Consider the following 17,485-nt stretch of genomic DNA (forward strand, 5'->3'; position numbering starts at 1 on the left):
GCGCGTAGATTTTCGAACACGGTACTGTGAGGTCACCGCCTTACGCACCACACCACCGGGAGTGCCAGTGGCACGCGTCGTAGTCGACGTCATGCTCAAGCCGGAGATCCTCGACCCGCAGGGGCAGGCGGTGCAGCGCGCACTGCCACGCCTGGGCTTCGAGGGGATCGCCGACGTCCGTCAGGGCAAGCGTTTCGAACTTGAGGTGGAGGGTCCGGTCGACGACGCCGCCCTCGCCCGTATCCATGAAATGGCCGAGACCTTCCTCGCCAACACCGTCATCGAGGACTTCACCGTCCGGGTCGACGAAGCCGTGCGGGCCGAGTCATGACAGCTCGGGTCGGAGTCATCACCTTCCCCGGCACGCTCGACGACCGCGACACCCAGCGCGCGGTCCGGGCGGCCGGGGCCGAGGCGGTGCCGCTGTGGCACCGCGACAAGGACCTCCACCAGGTCGACGCCGTGGTCCTGCCCGGCGGGTTCTCGTACGGTGACTACCTGCGGGCCGGCGCGATCTCCCGGTTCTCGCCGGTGATGGGGACCGTGATCGAACAGGCCCGGGCGGGGATGCCGGTCCTGGGCATCTGCAACGGCTTCCAGGTCCTCACCGAGACCCACCTGCTGCCCGGCGCGATGCTGCGCAACAACCACCTGCATTTCATCTGCCGCGACCAGAAGCTGCGGGTGGAGAACGCCGCGACCGCCTGGACCAGCGACTACGCGCAGGGCCAGGAGATCAGCATTCCGCTGAAGAACATCGACGGCCGTTATGTCGCCGACGAGCGGACGCTGGACATGCTGGAGGCCGAGGGCCGGGTGGCCTTCCGCTACGTCACCGACGGCCCGACCGCCGACGGGTACGGAAACCCCAACGGTTCGCTCCGCGACATCGCCGGCATCACCAACGAGGCGGGCAATGTCGTCGGCCTGATGCCGCACCCCGAGCACGCCGTCGAGCCGCTCATCGGCACCGGCCGCACCGACGGCCTCGGGTTCTTCACCTCGATCCTGAAGAAGCTGGTCAACGCATGAGCCTCGACACCGTCAAGCACGCAGCCGAGACCCCGGAAGCCGACCAGCCCTGGGCCGAACTCGGCCTCAAGGAGGACGAGTACGCGCGGATCCGGGAGATCCTCGGCCGGCGTCCGACCGGCGCCGAGCTGGCCATGTACTCGGTGATGTGGTCCGAGCACTGCTCCTACAAGAGCAGCAAGGTCCACCTGAAGCAGTTCGGCGAGAAGGCCCCCGAGAACGACGCGCTGCTCGTCGGCATCGGCGAGAACGCCGGCGTCGTGGACGTCGGCCAGGGCTATGCGGTCACCTTCAAGGTCGAGTCGCACAACCACCCCTCGTACATCGAGCCCTACCAGGGCGCGGCCACCGGCGTCGGCGGCATCGTCCGCGACATCCTGGCGATGGGCGCCCGCCCGGTCGCCGTGATGGATCCGCTGCGGTTCGGCGCCGCCGACCACCCCGACACCAAGCGCGTCCTGCCGGGCGTGGTCGCGGGCATCGGCGGCTACGGCAACTGCCTGGGCCTGCCCAACATCGGCGGCGAGGTCGTCTTCGACCCCTGCTACCAGGGCAACCCGCTGGTCAACGCGCTCTGCGTGGGCGTGATGAAGCACGAGGACATCCACCTGGCGAAGGCGTCCGGTGCCGGCAACAAGGTCATCCTCTACGGCGCCCGGACCGGCGGCGACGGCATCGGCGGCGTCTCGGTGCTGGCCTCCGAGACCTTCGACACTGCGGGCGACAGTGCCTCCGGCACGGGCAAGCCCACCAAGCGGCCCGCCGTCCAGGTCGGCGACCCGTTCCAGGAGAAGCTCCTCATCGAGTGCACCCTGGAGATCTTCCGGGAGAAGCTGGTCGCCGGCATCCAGGACCTCGGCGGCGCCGGGCTGTCCTGCGCCACCAGCGAGCTGGCCAGCGCCGGCTCCGGCGGCATGCGGGTCGAGCTGGACACCGTTCCGCTGCGCGACTCCTCGCTCTCGCCCGAGGAGATCCTCATGAGCGAGTCGCAGGAGCGGATGTGCGCGATCGTCGAGCCGGACAAGGTCGACCGCTTCCTGGAGATCTGCGAGAAGTGGGACGTCATCGCCACCGTCATCGGTGAGGTGACGGACGGCTCGCGGCTGGAGATCTTCTGGCACGGCGAGCAGATCGTGGACGTCCCGCCGCGCTCGGTCGCCCACGAGGGCCCGACCTACCACCGGCCGTACGCCCGCCCGGAGTGGCAGGACGCCCTCCAGGCCGACGACGCCGCCGAGCTGCCGCGCCCGGCGGACGCCGCGGAACTCCGCGCCCAGGTGCTCCAGTTGGTCGGCTCGCCCAACCAGGCGTCCAAGGCGTGGATCACCGACCAGTACGACCGCTTCGTCCAGGGCAACACCGTGCTGGCGCAGCCCGAGGACTCGGGCATGATCCGGATCGACGAGGAGACCAACCTCGGCGTCGCGGTCGCCACCGACGGCAACGGCCGGTACGCCAAGCTCGACCCGTACGCCGGCGCGCAGCTGGCGCTGGCCGAGGCGTACCGCAATGTCGCCGCCTCCGGCGCCCGGCCGCTGGCGATCTCCGACTGCCTGAACTTCGGTTCGCCCGAGGACCCGGCGGTGATGTGGCAGTTCGCCGAGGCCACCCGCGGTCTCGCGGACGGCTGCCAGGTGCTGGGCACGCCGGTCACCGGCGGCAACGTCTCGCTGTACAACCAGACCGGTGACGTGGCGATCCACCCGACCCCGGTGGTCGCGGTGCTCGGTGTCATCGACGACGTCACCCGCCGCACGCCGGTCGGCTTCTCGGAGGAGGGCCAGCTGCTCTACCTCCTCGGCGACACCCGCGAGGAGCTGGGCGGTTCGGCCTGGTCGCAGGTGGTGCACGAGCACCTCGGCGGGCTGCCGCCGAAGGTCGATCTGGAGCGTGAGCGGCTGCTCGCCGAGATCCTCATCTCGGCTTCCCGCGACGGCATGATCGACGCGGCGCATGACCTCTCCGACGGCGGCCTGGTCCAGGCGCTGGTGGAGTCGTGCCTGCGCGGCGGCAAGGGCGCCCGGGTGGTCGTCCCCGACGCGGCGGACCCGTTCGTCTTCCTCTTCTCCGAGTCGGCGGGCCGGGCGATCGTCTCGGTGCCGCGCAGCGAGGAGCTCCGCTTCACCGACATGTGCGGTGCGCGGGGGCTGCCGGCCACCCGGATCGGTGTCGTCGACGGCGACGAGCTCGCCCTCCAGGAGCAGTTCAGCATCCCGCTGGCCGAGCTGCGGGCGGCCCATGAGGCGACCATCCCGGGGCTGATCGCCTAGCGCCGTGCCAACGGGGCCGGATGCGCGCCCCGTTGTGTCCGCGCCGGAGCGGCCCGCCAGGAGTGTCTGGCGGGCCGCTCCGCCGTTTCCGCCGACGCCCGGCCGCCCGCGCCGGCGCGCGGAATTCCGGGCGGGCTGTCGGTGGTGCCGCCTACGCTGGGTGTATGTCTCCCGCTGCCCGCGCACCGCGTGCCCGCCGGTACGACCCGGCCAGGACCCGCGCCGCCGTCACCGCCCAGTGCGCCCACATCCTCCGGGTCGTCGGGGCCCTGACGCCCGAGCAGTTGGCGCTGCCGACCCGGCTCGGCGACTGGACGGTGCGGGAGCTGGTCGCGCATCTGTCCATAGCGGTCGGCAGCGCGGCCCGCGCCCTGCGGCTGCCGGCCCCGGCCGCGGCGGAGCTCACCCTCCAGGACTGGCCGTCCATGACCGCGCGGTTCGCCGCCGGCGCCGCCGAGTCCGTCCGCGAACTCGCGGCCGGGAGCGACCCGGTGGAGCTGCTGGAGCGCGCCGCCGAGGAGTACGCCGCGACGGTGCCGTCCGAGCGGGACGACCGGGTCATCGCCTGCCGGCCCGCCGCGATGCTGCTCGGCGACCATCTCGTCACCCGCTGCCTCGAACTCGTCGTGCACACCGACGACCTGGCCGACGCCCTCGGCCAGGAGATCCCCTTCGACCGGCACGCCCTGGCCACCACCACCCGGCTGCTGGCCGACGCGCTGGCCGCCCAGGCGCCCGGCGGATCGGTCGAGGTCAGGGTGCCGCCGTTCGCCGTGGTGCAGTGCGTCGAGGGCCCCCGGCACACCCGCGGCACCCCGCCCAACGTCGTCGAGACCGACCCGCTGACCTGGATACGGCTGGCCACCGGCCGGCTGGCCTGGGCCGCCGCGGTGGACGCGGCGACGGTCAGCGCCAGCGGCGAACGGGCCGATCTGGGCGACCTGCTGCCCGTCATGAGCTGATCCGGGCGCGGAGCGGGCGCCGAGCGGGCAGGGTCGACGGAAGGCATCGGTGCGGCTCTCCGGGCAGGTCGTTTTGACCGTGATGCCGGGCATCGGCGCCCGGCGACGGCGGGAGAACGGGCGGGCGGCGGAACGTCGCGCATCTCACACCGACAGGACATCCGACATTACGGATGTCAAGCGGCAAAGCGCCCGGCGAGGCCCTGGCGGAAGACCGGGCGGAAACACGAAAGCGCAGCTCAGAGGCGGCGGCGCGGCATCAGGCGCGGCCCGCGGCCATCACGCTCACCCGCGAAGACGGATCGCGCCGGCCATGCGGCCGAGGTCGGCGTGGCGGCGCCGCACGGGGCGCGGCGCGAGGCGGGACACCCGGTGACACGCCAGGCGCGCCAAGGGCTGCGGGGTCTGCACGGGCGGAAAACCTGGCCGGACGGCCGTGGGCACGTCAAGCGGGATTAACGCCCCATTCATGCACTCCTCCAGCTCGACGGCCATCCCCGGTTCGGATGAATCGGCGACCTGCCCTAGACTCTGGTGCGTGCCACGTGGTGACGGACGACTCAACCACGACCTGCTCCCCGGTGAGAAGGGCCCCCAGGATGCCTGCGGCGTCTTCGGTGTCTGGGCCCCGGGAGAAGAGGTCGCCAAACTCACCTACTTCGGGCTGTACGCGCTGCAGCACCGTGGACAGGAGTCCGCGGGCATCGCGGTGAGCAACGGCTCCCAGATCCTCGTCTTCAAGGACATGGGCCTGGTCTCCCAGGTCTTCGACGAGACTTCCCTCGGTTCCCTCCAAGGCCATATCGCCGTGGGCCACGCCCGCTACTCCACCACCGGTGCCTCGGTGTGGGAGAACGCCCAGCCGACGTTCCGCGCCACCGCGCACGGATCGATCGCGCTCGGCCACAACGGCAACCTGGTCAACACCGCCGAGCTGGCCGAGATGGTCGCCGCGCTGCCCCGCGAGGGCGGCCGGGCCACCCAGGTCGCGGCGACCAACGACACCGACCTGGTCACGGCCCTGCTGGCCGGACAGGTCGACGAGGACGGCAAACCGCTGACCGTCGAGGAGGCCGCGCCGCGCGTCCTGCCGAAGGTCAGGGGCGCCTTCTCGCTGTGCTTCATGGACGAGCACACCCTCTACGCCGCCCGCGACCCGCAGGGCATCCGCCCGCTGGTCCTCGGCCGCCTGGAGCGTGGCTGGGTGGTGGCCTCCGAGACCGCCGCCCTGGACATCTGCGGTGCCAGCTTCATCCGGGAGATCGAGCCCGGCGAGATGATCGCCGTCGACGAGAACGGCCTGCGCAGCTCGCGCTTCGCCGAGGCCCGCCCCAAGGGCTGCGTCTTCGAGTACGTCTACCTCGCCCGCCCGGACACCGACATCGCCGGCCGCAACGTCTACCTCTCCCGGGTCGAGATGGGCCGCAAGCTGGCCGCCGAGGCGCCCGCCGACGCGGACCTGGTGATAGCGACCCCGGAGTCCGGCACCCCGGCCGCCGTCGGGTACGCCGAGGCCAGCGGCATCCCCTACGGCTCCGGCCTGGTCAAGAACTCCTACGTCGGCCGGACCTTCATCCAGCCCTCGCAGACCATCCGCCAGCTGGGCATCCGCCTCAAGCTCAACCCGCTCAAGGAAGTCATCCGCGGCAAGCGCCTGGTGGTCGTCGACGACTCGATCGTCCGCGGCAACACCCAACGCGCCCTGGTCCGGATGCTGCGCGAGGCCGGCGCCGCCGAGGTCCACATCCGGATCTCGTCCCCGCCGATCAAGTGGCCGTGCTTCTTCGGCATCGACTTCGCCACCCGCGCGGAGCTGATCGCCAACGGGCTGAGCGTCGAGGAGATCGGCAAGTCGCTGGGCGCCGATTCGCTGGCGTACATCTCCATCGACGGCATGATCGAGGCGACCACGATCGACAAGCCGAAGCTGTGCCGCGCCTGCTTCGACGGCGAGTACCCGATGGAGCTGCCGGACCCGGAGCTGCTGGGGAAGCACCTTCTGGAGTCCGAGACCAAGGCCCCGGCCGCGTCCGACGTGGACGGCGTCCGGACGCTCACCGCGGGGGTCGGCGGCGCTGACGCACTGCGTCGCCCGTAGAGCTCGTACCCACCCAAACGAAAGTTCTCAGCCATGTCCGCTGAATCAACCGGTGCCAGCTACGCGAGCGCGGGTGTCGACATCGAAGCCGGCGACCGCGCCGTGGACCTCATGAAGAAGTGGGTGGCCAAGGCCACCCGTCCCGAGGTCGTCGGCGGTCTCGGCGGCTTCGCCGGTCTCTTCGACGCCTCCGCGCTCAAGCGCTACGAGCGTCCGCTGCTGGCCTCGGCCACCGACGGCGTCGGCACCAAGGTCGACATCGCCCGCAAGATGGGCGTCTACGACACCATCGGCCACGACCTGGTCGCCATGGTCGTCGACGACCTGGTCGTCTGCGGCGCCGAGCCGCTGTTCATGACCGACTACATCTGCGTGGGCAAGGTCTACCCGGAGCGGGTCGCGGCGATCGTCAAGGGCATCGCGGAGGGCTGTGTGCTGGCCGGCTGCGCGCTGGTCGGCGGCGAGACCGCCGAGCACCCGGGCCTGCTGGGCGAGGACGAGTTCGACGTCGCCGGCGCCGGCACCGGTGTGGTCGAGGCCGACCGGGTGCTGGGCGCGGATCGTATCCGTAAGGGCGACGTGGTGATCTCGATGGCGTCCTCCGGACTTCACTCGAACGGGTACTCCCTCGTCCGCCACGTCCTCTTCGACCGGGCCGGGCTGTCCCTGGACCAGGAGGTCCCCGAGCTCGGCCGCACCCTCGGCGAGGAGCTGCTGGAGCCCACCAAGATCTACTCGCTGGACTGTCTGGCCCTCACCCGCACCAGCGAGGTGCACGCCTTCTCGCACATCACCGGCGGCGGCCTGGCCAACAACCTGGCCCGGGTGATCCCGGACGGCCTGCACGCCACCGTCGACCGCGCCACGTGGGCGCCGGGCGCCATCTTCGACCTGGTCGGCACCGCCGGCTCGGTGGAGCGCCTGGAGCTGGAGAAGACCCTGAACATGGGCGTCGGCATGATGGCCGTCGTCCCGCCGGAGTCGGTGGACGTGGCCCTGACCACCCTCACCGACCGCGGTGTGGACGCCTGGGTCAGCGGCGAGATCGTCGAGCGGGGCGATCACGCGGAGGCAGCAACCCTCACCGGTGACTACGCGAGCTGACACCGCCGCCGCGCGGGGGCACCGGCCCGGTGGCCCCGCGCGCAGCAGAGAACCCGGTCCGGGGAATTCCCTGGACCGGGTTCTCGATGGTGCTATCAGCCCCGCGAGCGCGCAGAGTGTCAGGCGCGACGACGCTGGTGGGAGGAGTGGCCCTCGTCCTCGTCGTCCTCGCTGTTGTAGCGATCTGCGTACTGCGCGTACGGGTCGTCGTCCTCGTCATCCTCGAACGGCTCTCGGTTCGGAGGTTGCTGGTTCGACTGCGATGCAAGCTCGTCGGCCAGTCGCGAGAGATCCGTCCCACCGCTGCTGTACTTCAGCTGGCGGGCGACCTTTGTCTGCTTGGCCTTGGCCCGGCCGCGCCCCATGGGTCGACCCCCTCAGTGACGGGGCTCGTCGGCCCCAGAGTCTTGACACGCGTTCATGATTCAGAGCGGGCTCTCAAAAGAGAGACCGGCCCCTAGGGCTTTAACGGTACCTGCTTCCGCGGCCATACGGTACGTCGCCCGCATCACCCACCGCTCGGCATGACCGGCGCGGCGCCCCGTCCACGCTGGTCAACTGCGATTTTAACCTGTCCTGTACGGCGACCCGCCGACGGGTGGTGAGGGATGTCTCGCCAACCACCCGCCAGGGGCCGCACAAGGGTGTGTTTCCGGCCACGTGGACCGGGTTCGGTCAGGGGTGACGCGCCTCCGCCATCCGGGCCTCGGCGATCCGGTCGGCGGCGGCGGCCGGCGGAATGCCGTCCGCCTTCGCACGAGCGAATATCGACAGCGTGGTGTCGAAGATCTTCGCGGCCTTGGCCTTGCACCGGTCGAAGTCGAAGCCGTGCAGTTCGTCGGCCACCTGGATCACGCCGCCGGCGTTCACGACGTAGTCCGGGGCGTAGAGGATGCCGCGGTCGGAGAGGTCCTTCTCCACCCCCGGGTGCGCGAGCTGGTTGTTGGCCGCGCCGCAGACCACCCTCGCGGTCAGCACCGGCACCGAGACGTCGTTCAGCGCGCCGCCCAGGGCGCACGGCGCGTAGACGTCCAGGCCCTCGGTGCGGATCAGCGCGTCGGTGTCGGCGACGGCGGTCACCCGGGGGTGCCGGGCGAGGATCCGCTCCACCGACTCGGCCCGGACGTCGGTGACCACGACCTCGGCGCCGTCCTTGAGGAGGTGCTCGACCAGGTGGTGGCCCACCTTGCCGACGCCCGCGATGCCGACCTTCCGGCCGCGCAGCGTGGGGTCGCCCCACAGGTGCTGGGCCGAGGCCCGCATGCCCTGGAAGACGCCGTAGGCGGTCAGCACGGAGGAGTCGCCGGCGCCGCCGTTCTCCGGCGAGCGCCCGGTGGTCCACCTGTTCGTCCGGGCGATCACGTCCATGTCGGCGACGTAGGTGCCGACGTCGCACGCGGTGACGTAGCGGCCCCCGAGGGACGCCACGAACCGGCCGTAGGCGAGCAGGAGTTCCTCGGTCTTGATCAGCTCGGGGTCACCGATGATCACCGCTTTGCCGCCGCCGTGGTCCAACCCGGCCAGGGCGTTCTTGTACGACATGCCGCGCGAGAGGTTCAGCGCGTCCAACACGGCCTCGTCCTCGGAGGCGTAGGGATGGAAGCGCGTGCCACCGAGGGCGGGGCCCAGGGCGGTGTTGTGGAGGGCGATCACGGCCTTGAGGCCGGTGGCCCGGTCCTGGCAGAGAACGACTTGCTCGTGGCCGCCCTGCTCCGTGCGGAACAGGGTCTGCAGCACGCCGCCGGCGGCATCTGCAGGGGCAGGACGTACGTCGGTCACGGTGGTGACTCCCATAGTCGCGAAGGACGCCCTCCTGAGGGTGGGGAGGGCCGGTTGGGACGAGCGTAGATCCTGGAGGGCGGGTTGATCGGTCAGGTCGGGAGGATCACCCTCTCCCGGGGGACGGGCGTGGGACGATCTGCCGTATCCGGGCCGGGCGGGGGAAGGCAACTCCGCGCGGTGGACTTTCCCTTGGAGGGCGGGCGTGGCCTTGGCGTCGTCGGTACGGGTCCCGTATGTGGCGTATCTGCGGGTCTACGAGCCGCTGGCGGCGTTCCCCGAGCCGGAGCGTTCCCACTGGGCGCGCTACGCCCGGCGCGACGACACCCCCACCGCCGTCGAGGAGCAGCGCCGGGCCCTCGCCGACCTGCTGCCGACGCCGCCGGTGCCGGTGCCGGTCCACGAGAGCGGCGACGCCTTCGTCGCCGTCGTGGACGGCGTGACCTGCGTCTGCCCCTGGCGCACCCGGCTGCGCGGCTGGCAGGCGCTCCAGGGCCTGGAGGAGCTGCTGCCGGCCTCGGTGCTGGACGCCGCGCTGCCCCCGGTGGTGCGCCGGCAGGCGGCCACCGACTACGAGCGGTGGCGCGAGCGCAACCCGGACGCCCGGCCGTGGATCCGCGCCGCCACCTGGCACGTCCCGGTGCGCTGGTTCGTCCTCTTCGACGACGCCGAGCGGGAGTATGCGAAGGGTGACCCCGCGGCTCTGTTGCGTTACCGCACGCCGATGGCGCAGGCGCGCCGACGGGTCGCGCGCGGACTGCGTACGCTTCGGGATGCCCTGGAAGAGGGGCCGCTGATCGACGGCCTGGTAGATGTGGGGCGCTGGCTCGAAGAGTTCCATCCGCGTTCGCTCGTGGAGCTGGACTACGGAGGGCTGGTGCACGCGGTGCCCGAGGGGCAGCTCGCCGAGGACCGTTCCGTCGCGGAGGTGGCGGAGGGGTTGGCGGCGCTGCGCGAGGGGGACGGCGAGCGGGCCGACGCCGCGTACGAGAAGCTCTCGCAGCGGTGGCGCGTGCTGCGCGAACGCCAGTTCTCCAGCTGAACGCCGGGGGTCCGGGACGGAGTTGCCGGCCGCGGAGATCCCGCAGGCCGGGCGTACGGGACGTAGGTCCCGATCCGGGCTATTCCCCCAAGCGTGACCTAAAGCACTGACTTCGGGTCTTGCTCCCAAGGCGCACCCTCGTGCCAAAATAGGACAAGGAGCCTGACTTGGGCTCCTTCCGTCCAACTAAGGGCGGATAGATCGGTATTGCGCTCCTTGAGGGGTCTCGTGGCGGCTGGACACGTTGTGACTGATCGTCACGGGGGTGTGACTGTCCGCTATGGCATGGTCCATCGGCATCCGCCGAGGTTGAACACCTGAGAGGGCAATTCCATCGGTTTGGCCGACGTGGCTGGACAGATGGTGTAGTTGTAGTGCCGAGGACAAGCCGTTCGTCCTATAACCGACTCGGCCCGCGTCCGCCATTTCGGGCAACGTGGGTCAAGGTGCAGAATTTAGAGGAAAGAACCGTGATGGTTCGGTTCTCCCGAGGAGGCCGCTCATGACCGCTCGCACCCCTGACGCCGAGCCGCTGCTTACCCCCGCCGAGGTTGCCACGATGTTCCGCGTGGACCCGAAGACGGTGACCCGCTGGGCCAAGGCAGGCAAGCTCACGTCCATCCGCACGCTCGGAGGACACCGGCGTTACCGCGAGGCTGAGGTCCGCGCACTGCTCGCGGGCATTCCGCAGCAGCGCAGCGAGTCCTGAATAACCGCATAACCAGGCTGTTTTCGGGCCCCCCAACCCGGAAACGCCCGTTTTTGCGTCACAGCTCCACCTGCTTCACCACGCTCCAACAGAGCTCATACGACGCGGTGCCTGCCCCAACAGGCCCCACACCCACTTCATGCGGGTACGTCATCGATCGCGCTGGACTCCGCCGGGTCCGGCGCGATCTCTTTTTGTGTGCGGCCGCTCCCGGGCCGCTCGCGACGCTCGGGTCACCCTGGCGCCGACCGACCTCGGTAGGGGCGTCAGGGCGCCCTCAGGGGCTTTGAGAGGGCCCGTCAGGCCGGACCTGGCGACCTTGTTCCGGAATGCCATGCGGGTAGTGCAATTGCACATATTAAATTGACGGGTGACAGGGGGGCGGCGAGTTCCCCATCTCGCGAAACTTGTTCGGTGACTCCCGTCACATCGCGGGGTGCTTGAAGGGTGAACGGTGCTGGGGTATAGCGCCTTCCCGCCGCTCTTCTCTCAACAGCCTTCCACCCCGGGCCCGGTGGCGCAGGCGTCCTTGGTCACCCGCCGGCGGGACTTTCGTCCTCCGCCGGCGGCTCGGAGGCGGCCCGGGAGGGGGCCGGGGCGGCCGGGGGCGCCGCGGGCCCGGAGCGGGCGCCGTGCGGCTCCATGGCGAGCCGCAGCAGCTGATGGCAGACGGGGCAGTGGTGGGTCCGATGGCGGTAGCCGTAGCGCAGGGCCGCCGACAGATGGGCGCGTAGCAGCGCCCTGGTCTCGTGCCGTACCGCGGTCGTCATCGCACGCCACCTCCCGGCCCCACGCCTTCTGCTGAGTGAGTACCGGCGGCAGGTGCCGCCGTCAAGACGGCCGTCCGCCCCGGCCCGCACCTTCGGGCCATCCCCGTACCGGGCCCGCCGGCGCCGGGCCCGCGCATCCGGATAACGCAACGGCCCGCACCGGAGAACGGTGCGGGCCGTGAAATGCGGTCCTGACGGGATTTGAACCCGCGGCCTCCACCTTGACAGGGTGGCGAGCACTCCAAACTGCTCCACAGGACCTTGCTTTGTGCCTCCCGCTTGCGGCGGGCTGCGAAGCAAGACTCTACAGCAGGTCAGGGGGTGCGGTCGAACTCGGTCCCGGCGGCCGCCCCGGTGACCGGGTCGGCGCTACGGCGCCGCGGCGTCCACCGCCTTCATGATCCGCTTGTCGGAGACCGGGTAGGCCGTCCCCAGGGCGTGCGCGAAGTAGCTCACCCGGAGTTCCTCGATCATCCAGCGGATCTCCCGGGCCGCGGCCGGCACCGGACGCCCCTGGGGGAACTGCTCCAGCAGCCAGGCGTATTCGTCCTGCATCTCCTTCACCTTCGCCATCCGGCTGCGGTCCCGTTCGGCGTTGGTGGGCAGCTGCGTCAGGCGGCGGTCGACGGCGACCAGGTAGCGCATCAGGTCCGGCAGCCGCTTGGCGCCGTGCGCGGTCACGAAGCCCGGCTTGATCAGCGCGGCCAGCTGCTCCTTGACGTCCGCCAGCGACGGCAGCAGCGAGGGGAAGGCGGTCGCCTTCAGCCGGCGCTCGCACGCCTGCCAGGCGGCCAGCACCTCCTGCACCTGCTGGATGGTCTTCAGCGTCGCCTCCACCAGGTCGGCCCGCACCGCCTCGAACAGCTTGCGGAACGACTCCTCGTCCCACACCGGGCCGCCCCGGGCCGCGATCAGCCGGTCCGCGGCGGCGGTCACGCAGTCCTCGAAGAGCGCCGCGATGGAGCCGTGGGGGTTGCGGGAGAGCGCCAGCTTCTGTTGGTTGCTGAGCTTGTCCTGGGCGAACTTGGCAGGGTTGGTGGGGATGTTGAGCAGGATGAGGCGGCGGGTGCCGGCCCACATGGCCGACAGCTGCTCGGCCTCGGTGTCGAAGAGCCGCACCGCGACGCTGCTGCCCTCGTCTACCAGCGCCGGGTACGCCTTCACCGGCTGGCCGGTGCGGCGGGTCTCGAAGGTGCGCGGCAGCGTGCCGACCGTCCAGGACGTCAGGCCGGTGCGCTGCTCCGGACCGGCCAGCGGGGTCTCCCGCCGGCCGCCCCTGCGGTCCTTGCCGGGCCGCTCGGCGGCCTGCTCGAAGGCCCGGGAGATGGCGGCCTGGGTCTTCGGCTTCAGCTGGAGCCGCAGCGCCTCCAGGTCCTTGGCCTCGGCGAGCTTGCGGCGGCCCGCGGCGGAGCCGCTGTTGGAGGCGGCGTCGTACACCCGGAAGGTGATCTTCAGGTGGTCCGGGACCTTGGTGAGGTCGAAGTCCGCGGCCTCCACCGGTACCCCCACCATCCGCTGCAGGCCGGCGGCCAGCGACGTCGTCAGGGCGCCCTGGAGGGGGACGGTGGTGTCCAGGAAACGGGCGGCGAAGTTCGGCGCCGGGACGTAGTTGCGGCGGATCGGCTTGGGCAGGGAACGGATCAGCTCGGTCACCAACTGCTCGCGCAGGCCCGGGATCTGCCAGTCGAAGCCCTCGGAGGCGACCTGGTTGAGGACCTGGAGCGGGATGTGGACGGTCACGCCGTCCGCGTCCGCGCCCGGCTCGAACTGGTAGGTGACCTTGAACTTCAGCTTCCCCTGCCGCCAGGAGTCCGGGTAGTCGTCCTTGGTGACGGCCTCGGCGGACTCGTTGATGAGCATCGAGTGCTCGAAGTTCAGCAGGTCCGGGTCTTCCCGGTGCTGCTTCTTCCACCAGGAGTCGAAGTGCGCTCCGGAGACCACGTCCGCCGGGATCCGCTGGTCGTAGAAGTCGAAGAGCGTCTCGTCGTCGACGAGGATGTCGCGGCGCCGGGCGCGGTGCTCCAACTCCTCGACCTCGCCGAGGAGTTTGCGGTTGTCATGGAAGAACTGGTGGTGGGTGCGCCAGTCGCCCTCGACCAGGGCGTTCCGGATGAACAGGTCACGGGAGACCTCGGGGTCGATCCGCCCGTAGTTGACCTTGCGCTGGGCCACGATCGGGACGCCGTAGAGCGTCACCCGCTCGTACGCCATCACCGCGGCCATCTTCTGCTCCCAGTGCGGCTCGCTGTAGTTCCGCTTCACCAGATGCTGGGCCAGCGGCTCGATCCACTCCGGTTCGATCCGGGCGTTCACCCGCGCCCACAGCCGGGAGGTCTCGACCAGCTCCGCGGACATCACCCAGCGCGGCGGCTTCTTGAAGAGCGCGGAGCCGGGGAACACCGCGAACTTCGCGCTGCGGGCGCCCAGGTACTCGTTCTTGGCGTCCGTGTCCTTGAGTCCGATGTGCGAAAGCAAACCGGAGAGCAATGACGTGTGGATGTGCTCCGGCGCCGCGTCCGTCTCGTTCAGGTGGACGCCCATGCTCTTGGCGACCGTCCGCAGCTGCGAATAGATGTCCTGCCATTCGCGTATCCGCAGGTAGTTCAGGAACTCCGATCGGCACATCCGGCGGAAGGCGGACGAGGACAGCGCCTTCTGCTGCTCGCGGACGTAGCCCCAGAGGTTGAGGAACGCCAGGAAGTCCGACGCCTCGTCCTTGAAGCGGGCGTGCTGCTGGTCGGCCTGCTGCTGCTTGTCCGACGGCCGCTCCCGCGGGTCCTGGATGGACAGCGCCGCCGCGATCACCATGACCTCGCGGACACAGCCGTTGCGCTCCGCCTCCAGCACCATCCGGGCCAGCCGCGGGTCCACCGGCAGCTGGGAGAGCTTGCGGCCCAGCGGGGTCAGCCGCTTGCGGGTGTCCTGCTGCGCGGTGTCCAGCGCGCCCAGCTCGCGCAGCAGATCGACGCCGTCCTTGATGTTGCGGCGGTCCGGCGCGTCGATGAACGGGAACTTCTCGATGTCGCCGAGGCCGGCCGCGGTCATCTGGAGGATGACGGAGGCGAGGTTGGTCCGGAGGATCTCCGCGTCGGTGAACTCCGGGCGGGTGAGGAAGTCGTCCTCCGAGTACAGCCGGATGCAGATGCCGTCGCTGGTCCGGCCGCAGCGGCCCTTGCGCTGGTTGGCACTGGCCTGCGACACCGGCTCGATGGGCAGCCGCTGCACCTTGGTGCGGAAGCTGTACCGGGAGATCCGGGCCATGCCCGGGTCGATCACGTACTTGATGCCGGGGACGGTCAGCGAGGTTTCGGCCACGTTCGTGGCCAGCACGATCCGCCGGCCCGTATGGCGCTGGAAGACCCGGTGCTGCTCGGCGTGCGACAGCCGGGCGTACAGCGGCAGCACCTCCGTGGCGGGGAGGTTCTTCTTGTTCAGTGCGTCCGCGGTGTCGCGGATCTCCCGTTCACCGGAGAGGAAGACCAGGACGTCGCCGGGGCCCTCGGCCTGGAGCTCGTCCACCGCGTCGCAGATCGCGGTGATCTGGTCGCGATCGGGGTCCTGGCCGCCCTCCTCCAGCAGCGGCCGGTAGCGCACCTCGACCGGGTACGTCCGCCCGGAGACCTCGACGATCGGCGCGTCCCCGAAGTGCCGGGAGAACCGCTCGGGGTCGATCGTCGCGGAGGTGATGACGACCTTCAGATCCGGGCGCCTGGGCAGCAGCTGCGCCAGGTAGCCCAGGATGAAGTCGATGTTGAGGCTGCGCTCGTGCGCCTCGTCGATGATGATCGTGTCGTACTGGCGCAGCTCCCGGTCCGTCTGGATCTCGGCGAGCAGGATGCCGTCCGTCATCAGCTTGACGAGGGTGTCGTCGCCGACCTGGTCGGTGAAGCGGACCTTCCAGCCGACCGCCTCGCCCAGCGGCGTCTTCAGCTCCTCGGCCACCCGCTCGGCGACCGTACGGGCCGCGATCCGACGCGGCTGGGTGTGCCCGATCAGCCCCTGGACGCCGCGCCCCAGCTCCAGACAGATCTTGGGGATCTGGGTGGTCTTGCCGGAGCCGGTCTCGCCCGCGACGATCACCACCTGGTGGTCGCGGACGGCCGCCAGGATCTCGTCCTTCTTCTGGCTGACCGGGAGTTCCTCCGGATAGCTCACCGCCGGCATCGCGGCGCGCCGCTGCGCCACGCGCAGCTCCGCCTCGTCGAGGCCCGCGGCGATCTCGGCGAGCACCGCCGCCCGGGCTTCGGGCTTGCGGATCCGGCGCGCGCCGTCGATCCGGCGCCCCAGCCGCTGCTGGTCGCGCAGCATCAGCTCGGGAAGTCGCTTCAGCAGGGAGGGCAGCGTGGGGGCGGCACCGTCGGACAGGGCGGAGGCAGGCTGACTGGACATACGTCCCCCAGGATCTCACCTCGCGGAAAAGACTGGCGAACCATTTCTCGGCGGCGGCCGGACCGGCTCCCCACCTGGGAGGATCCCCGCCGGCCGGGTCGGCGGCGGTCCGGGCGCCGCGGTCCGGGCCCGCCGGGAGGGGCCTCGGGCCGGTCGGGAGGGCCCCGACGACCAGGAGGCGAGACCTCGGGCGGTATGTCCGACATCGGTGGCTTAGCGTGTTTCCCATGCGTGATCACGAAGGTGACACCGTCCCGCACGGCGCGCACGGCCGGCCCCGGACCTGGTCGGAGCACTGGGCCGGCTTCAAGAGATCGCCGTTCCTCCCCGCGGTCGTCCTGATGTTCATCCTCGCCGCGGCGGCCGGCCTCTTCGCCGGCTCCTACACCTACGCGATGGCCAACCCGACCCCCCGGCGCATCCCCACCGCCGTGGTCGCCCCCGCAGCCCCGCAGCAGCGGACCTTCGTCGCCGGCATGGAACGGGCCCTGGCCGCTCCCCTCCAGCTCACCGGGTACGCCACCTACGCCGACGCCCGGAACGCCGTCGACGACCAGCGCGAGTTCGCGGTGCTGCGGGCCCGCGGCACCGGCGTGGAACTGGACGTGTCCGGCGCCTCGGGCGCGTCGGTCGCCCAACTGCTGGCCGACGCCGCCGCCAAGGTCGGCCCGGCCACCGGCGTGCACGTCACGGTCCGGGACATCAATCCCTTGCAGCGGGGCGATCCGCGCGGCCTGGCGCTCTTCTACATCTCCCTGGCGGCCGTGATCATCGGCTTCGTCGGCGCCATCCAGCTCAGCGTGCACGCCCGCGCTCTCGACCCGGCCGAGCGGATCGCCTTCACCGTCGCCTACGCCCTGCTCGGCGGCTTCGCCGTCGTCGCGGTGGTCGACTGGTGGCTGGGTGCGCTGCGGCTGCCGCTGGTCGGGTCCTGGATGATCCTCGCGCTGACCATGTTCACCTCCGGCATGGTCTTCACGATGTTCAACACCCTGATGGGCCGCTGGGCGATGATCCCCACCTGGGGCCTGATGGTCCTCCTGGGCAACCCCTCGTCCGGCGGCGCGGTCTCCTGGCCGCTGCTCCCGTCCGTCCTCGGCCACATCGGCCGCTGGCTGCCGCCCGGCGCCTCGGTCAACGCCCAGCACACCGCGGTCTACTTCGGCGGCCACCAGCACGCCTTCCCGTTCCTGGTGCTGGCCGGCTGGTCGGCGGTCTCCTGCACGGTCTTCTGGATCGGGCGGCACCGCCACCCGGGCGGTCGCGAACCGGCCCCCGCCCCCGCACACGCCGCCGGCGCCTGAGGCGGCCGGCCCCGCCCGGCACGCAG

At 70.9% G+C, this 17,485-nt stretch carries 13 protein-coding genes and 1 tRNA gene; 9 read left to right on the top strand and 5 right to left on the bottom strand.

Going from position 1 to position 17,485, the window contains the following annotated elements:
* Window positions 1–67 precede the first annotated feature (67 nt).
* The 6 genes from purS (at window position 68) to purM (ending at window position 7,466) form a co-directional block, all read left to right on the top strand.
* Window positions 68–331, top strand: a complete 264-nt coding sequence (gene purS, locus SNOUR_RS21320; protein ID WP_016573038.1) for a phosphoribosylformylglycinamidine synthase subunit PurS — start codon at window positions 68–70, stop codon at window positions 329–331.
* The gene (gene purQ, locus SNOUR_RS21325; RefSeq protein ID WP_067349602.1) at window positions 328–1,032 is read left to right on the top strand and encodes a phosphoribosylformylglycinamidine synthase subunit PurQ; all 705 of its coding nucleotides are present in this window, start codon (window positions 328–330) and stop codon (window positions 1,030–1,032) included. The genes purS and purQ overlap by 4 nt, the downstream gene beginning before the upstream one ends.
* Window positions 1,029–3,302 carry a phosphoribosylformylglycinamidine synthase subunit PurL gene (purL, locus tag SNOUR_RS21330; protein ID WP_067349606.1) on the top strand — a complete coding sequence of 758 codons (2,274 nt, stop codon included), beginning with the start codon at window positions 1,029–1,031 and terminating at the stop codon, window positions 3,300–3,302. Before purQ ends, purL begins: the two co-directional genes overlap by 4 nt.
* A gap of 164 nt (window positions 3,303–3,466) precedes the next feature.
* Entirely contained in the window at window positions 3,467–4,264 is a 798-nt protein-coding gene (locus SNOUR_RS21335; RefSeq protein ID WP_067349609.1) for a maleylpyruvate isomerase family mycothiol-dependent enzyme, read from the top strand.
* Window positions 4,265–4,802: 538 nt separating this feature from the next.
* A complete protein-coding gene (gene purF / locus SNOUR_RS21345) occupies window positions 4,803–6,362 on the top strand; it encodes an amidophosphoribosyltransferase (RefSeq protein WP_067349614.1) in 1,560 nt (519 codons plus the stop codon).
* Between the two features lie 33 nt (window positions 6,363–6,395).
* Window positions 6,396–7,466: a phosphoribosylformylglycinamidine cyclo-ligase gene (gene purM / locus SNOUR_RS21350; RefSeq protein ID WP_067349617.1), complete on the top strand. Its 1,071-nt coding sequence runs from the start codon at window positions 6,396–6,398 to the stop codon at window positions 7,464–7,466.
* Window positions 7,467–7,585: 119 nt separating this feature from the next.
* Here the strand turns inward: purM and SNOUR_RS21355 are convergent, their stop codons facing one another.
* Together SNOUR_RS21355 and SNOUR_RS21360 are read right to left on the bottom strand one after the other, a co-directional pair.
* A complete protein-coding gene (locus SNOUR_RS21355; RefSeq protein ID WP_067349622.1) occupies window positions 7,586–7,831 on the bottom strand; it encodes a DUF3073 domain-containing protein in 246 nt (81 codons plus the stop codon).
* Window positions 7,832–8,141: 310 nt separating this feature from the next.
* Window positions 8,142–9,245 carry a Leu/Phe/Val dehydrogenase gene (locus SNOUR_RS21360; RefSeq protein WP_067358590.1) on the bottom strand — a complete coding sequence of 368 codons (1,104 nt, stop codon included), beginning with the start codon at window positions 9,243–9,245 and terminating at the stop codon, window positions 8,142–8,144.
* 205 nt (window positions 9,246–9,450) lie between these two features.
* Here SNOUR_RS21360 and SNOUR_RS21365 point away from each other — a divergent pair, with 205 nt between their 5' ends.
* Together SNOUR_RS21365 and bldC are read left to right on the top strand one after the other, a co-directional pair.
* A complete protein-coding gene (locus SNOUR_RS21365; RefSeq protein WP_067349625.1) occupies window positions 9,451–10,287 on the top strand; it encodes a DUF8083 family protein in 837 nt (278 codons plus the stop codon).
* Window positions 10,288–10,789: 502 nt separating this feature from the next.
* Entirely contained in the window at window positions 10,790–10,996 is a 207-nt protein-coding gene (gene bldC / locus SNOUR_RS21370) for a developmental transcriptional regulator BldC (protein ID WP_003980577.1), read from the top strand.
* Between the two features lie 533 nt (window positions 10,997–11,529).
* Here bldC and SNOUR_RS21375 read toward each other — a convergent pair.
* From SNOUR_RS21375 to hrpA, 3 genes are all read right to left on the bottom strand, one after another.
* Window positions 11,530–11,766: a DUF6274 family protein gene (locus tag SNOUR_RS21375; protein ID WP_067349628.1), complete on the bottom strand. Its 237-nt coding sequence runs from the start codon at window positions 11,764–11,766 to the stop codon at window positions 11,530–11,532.
* Between the two features lie 186 nt (window positions 11,767–11,952).
* Window positions 11,953–12,027, bottom strand: a tRNA-Asp gene (locus SNOUR_RS21380).
* Between the two features lie 108 nt (window positions 12,028–12,135).
* Window positions 12,136–16,155, bottom strand: coding sequence for an ATP-dependent RNA helicase HrpA (gene hrpA, locus SNOUR_RS21385; protein WP_079142813.1), 4,020 nt, complete (start codon window positions 16,153–16,155; stop codon window positions 12,136–12,138).
* A 227-nt stretch (window positions 16,156–16,382) separates the two neighbouring features.
* On the opposite strand from hrpA, the gene SNOUR_RS21390 reads away from it, so the two are divergent.
* Window positions 16,383–17,459, top strand: a complete 1,077-nt coding sequence (locus SNOUR_RS21390; RefSeq protein ID WP_067349631.1) for an ABC-2 transporter permease — start codon at window positions 16,383–16,385, stop codon at window positions 17,457–17,459.
* The last annotated feature ends 26 nt before the right edge of the window (window positions 17,460–17,485 follow it).

This window comes from Streptomyces noursei ATCC 11455, from assembly GCF_001704275.1.
Taxonomy (GTDB): Bacteria; Actinomycetota; Actinomycetes; order Streptomycetales; family Streptomycetaceae; genus Streptomyces; species Streptomyces noursei.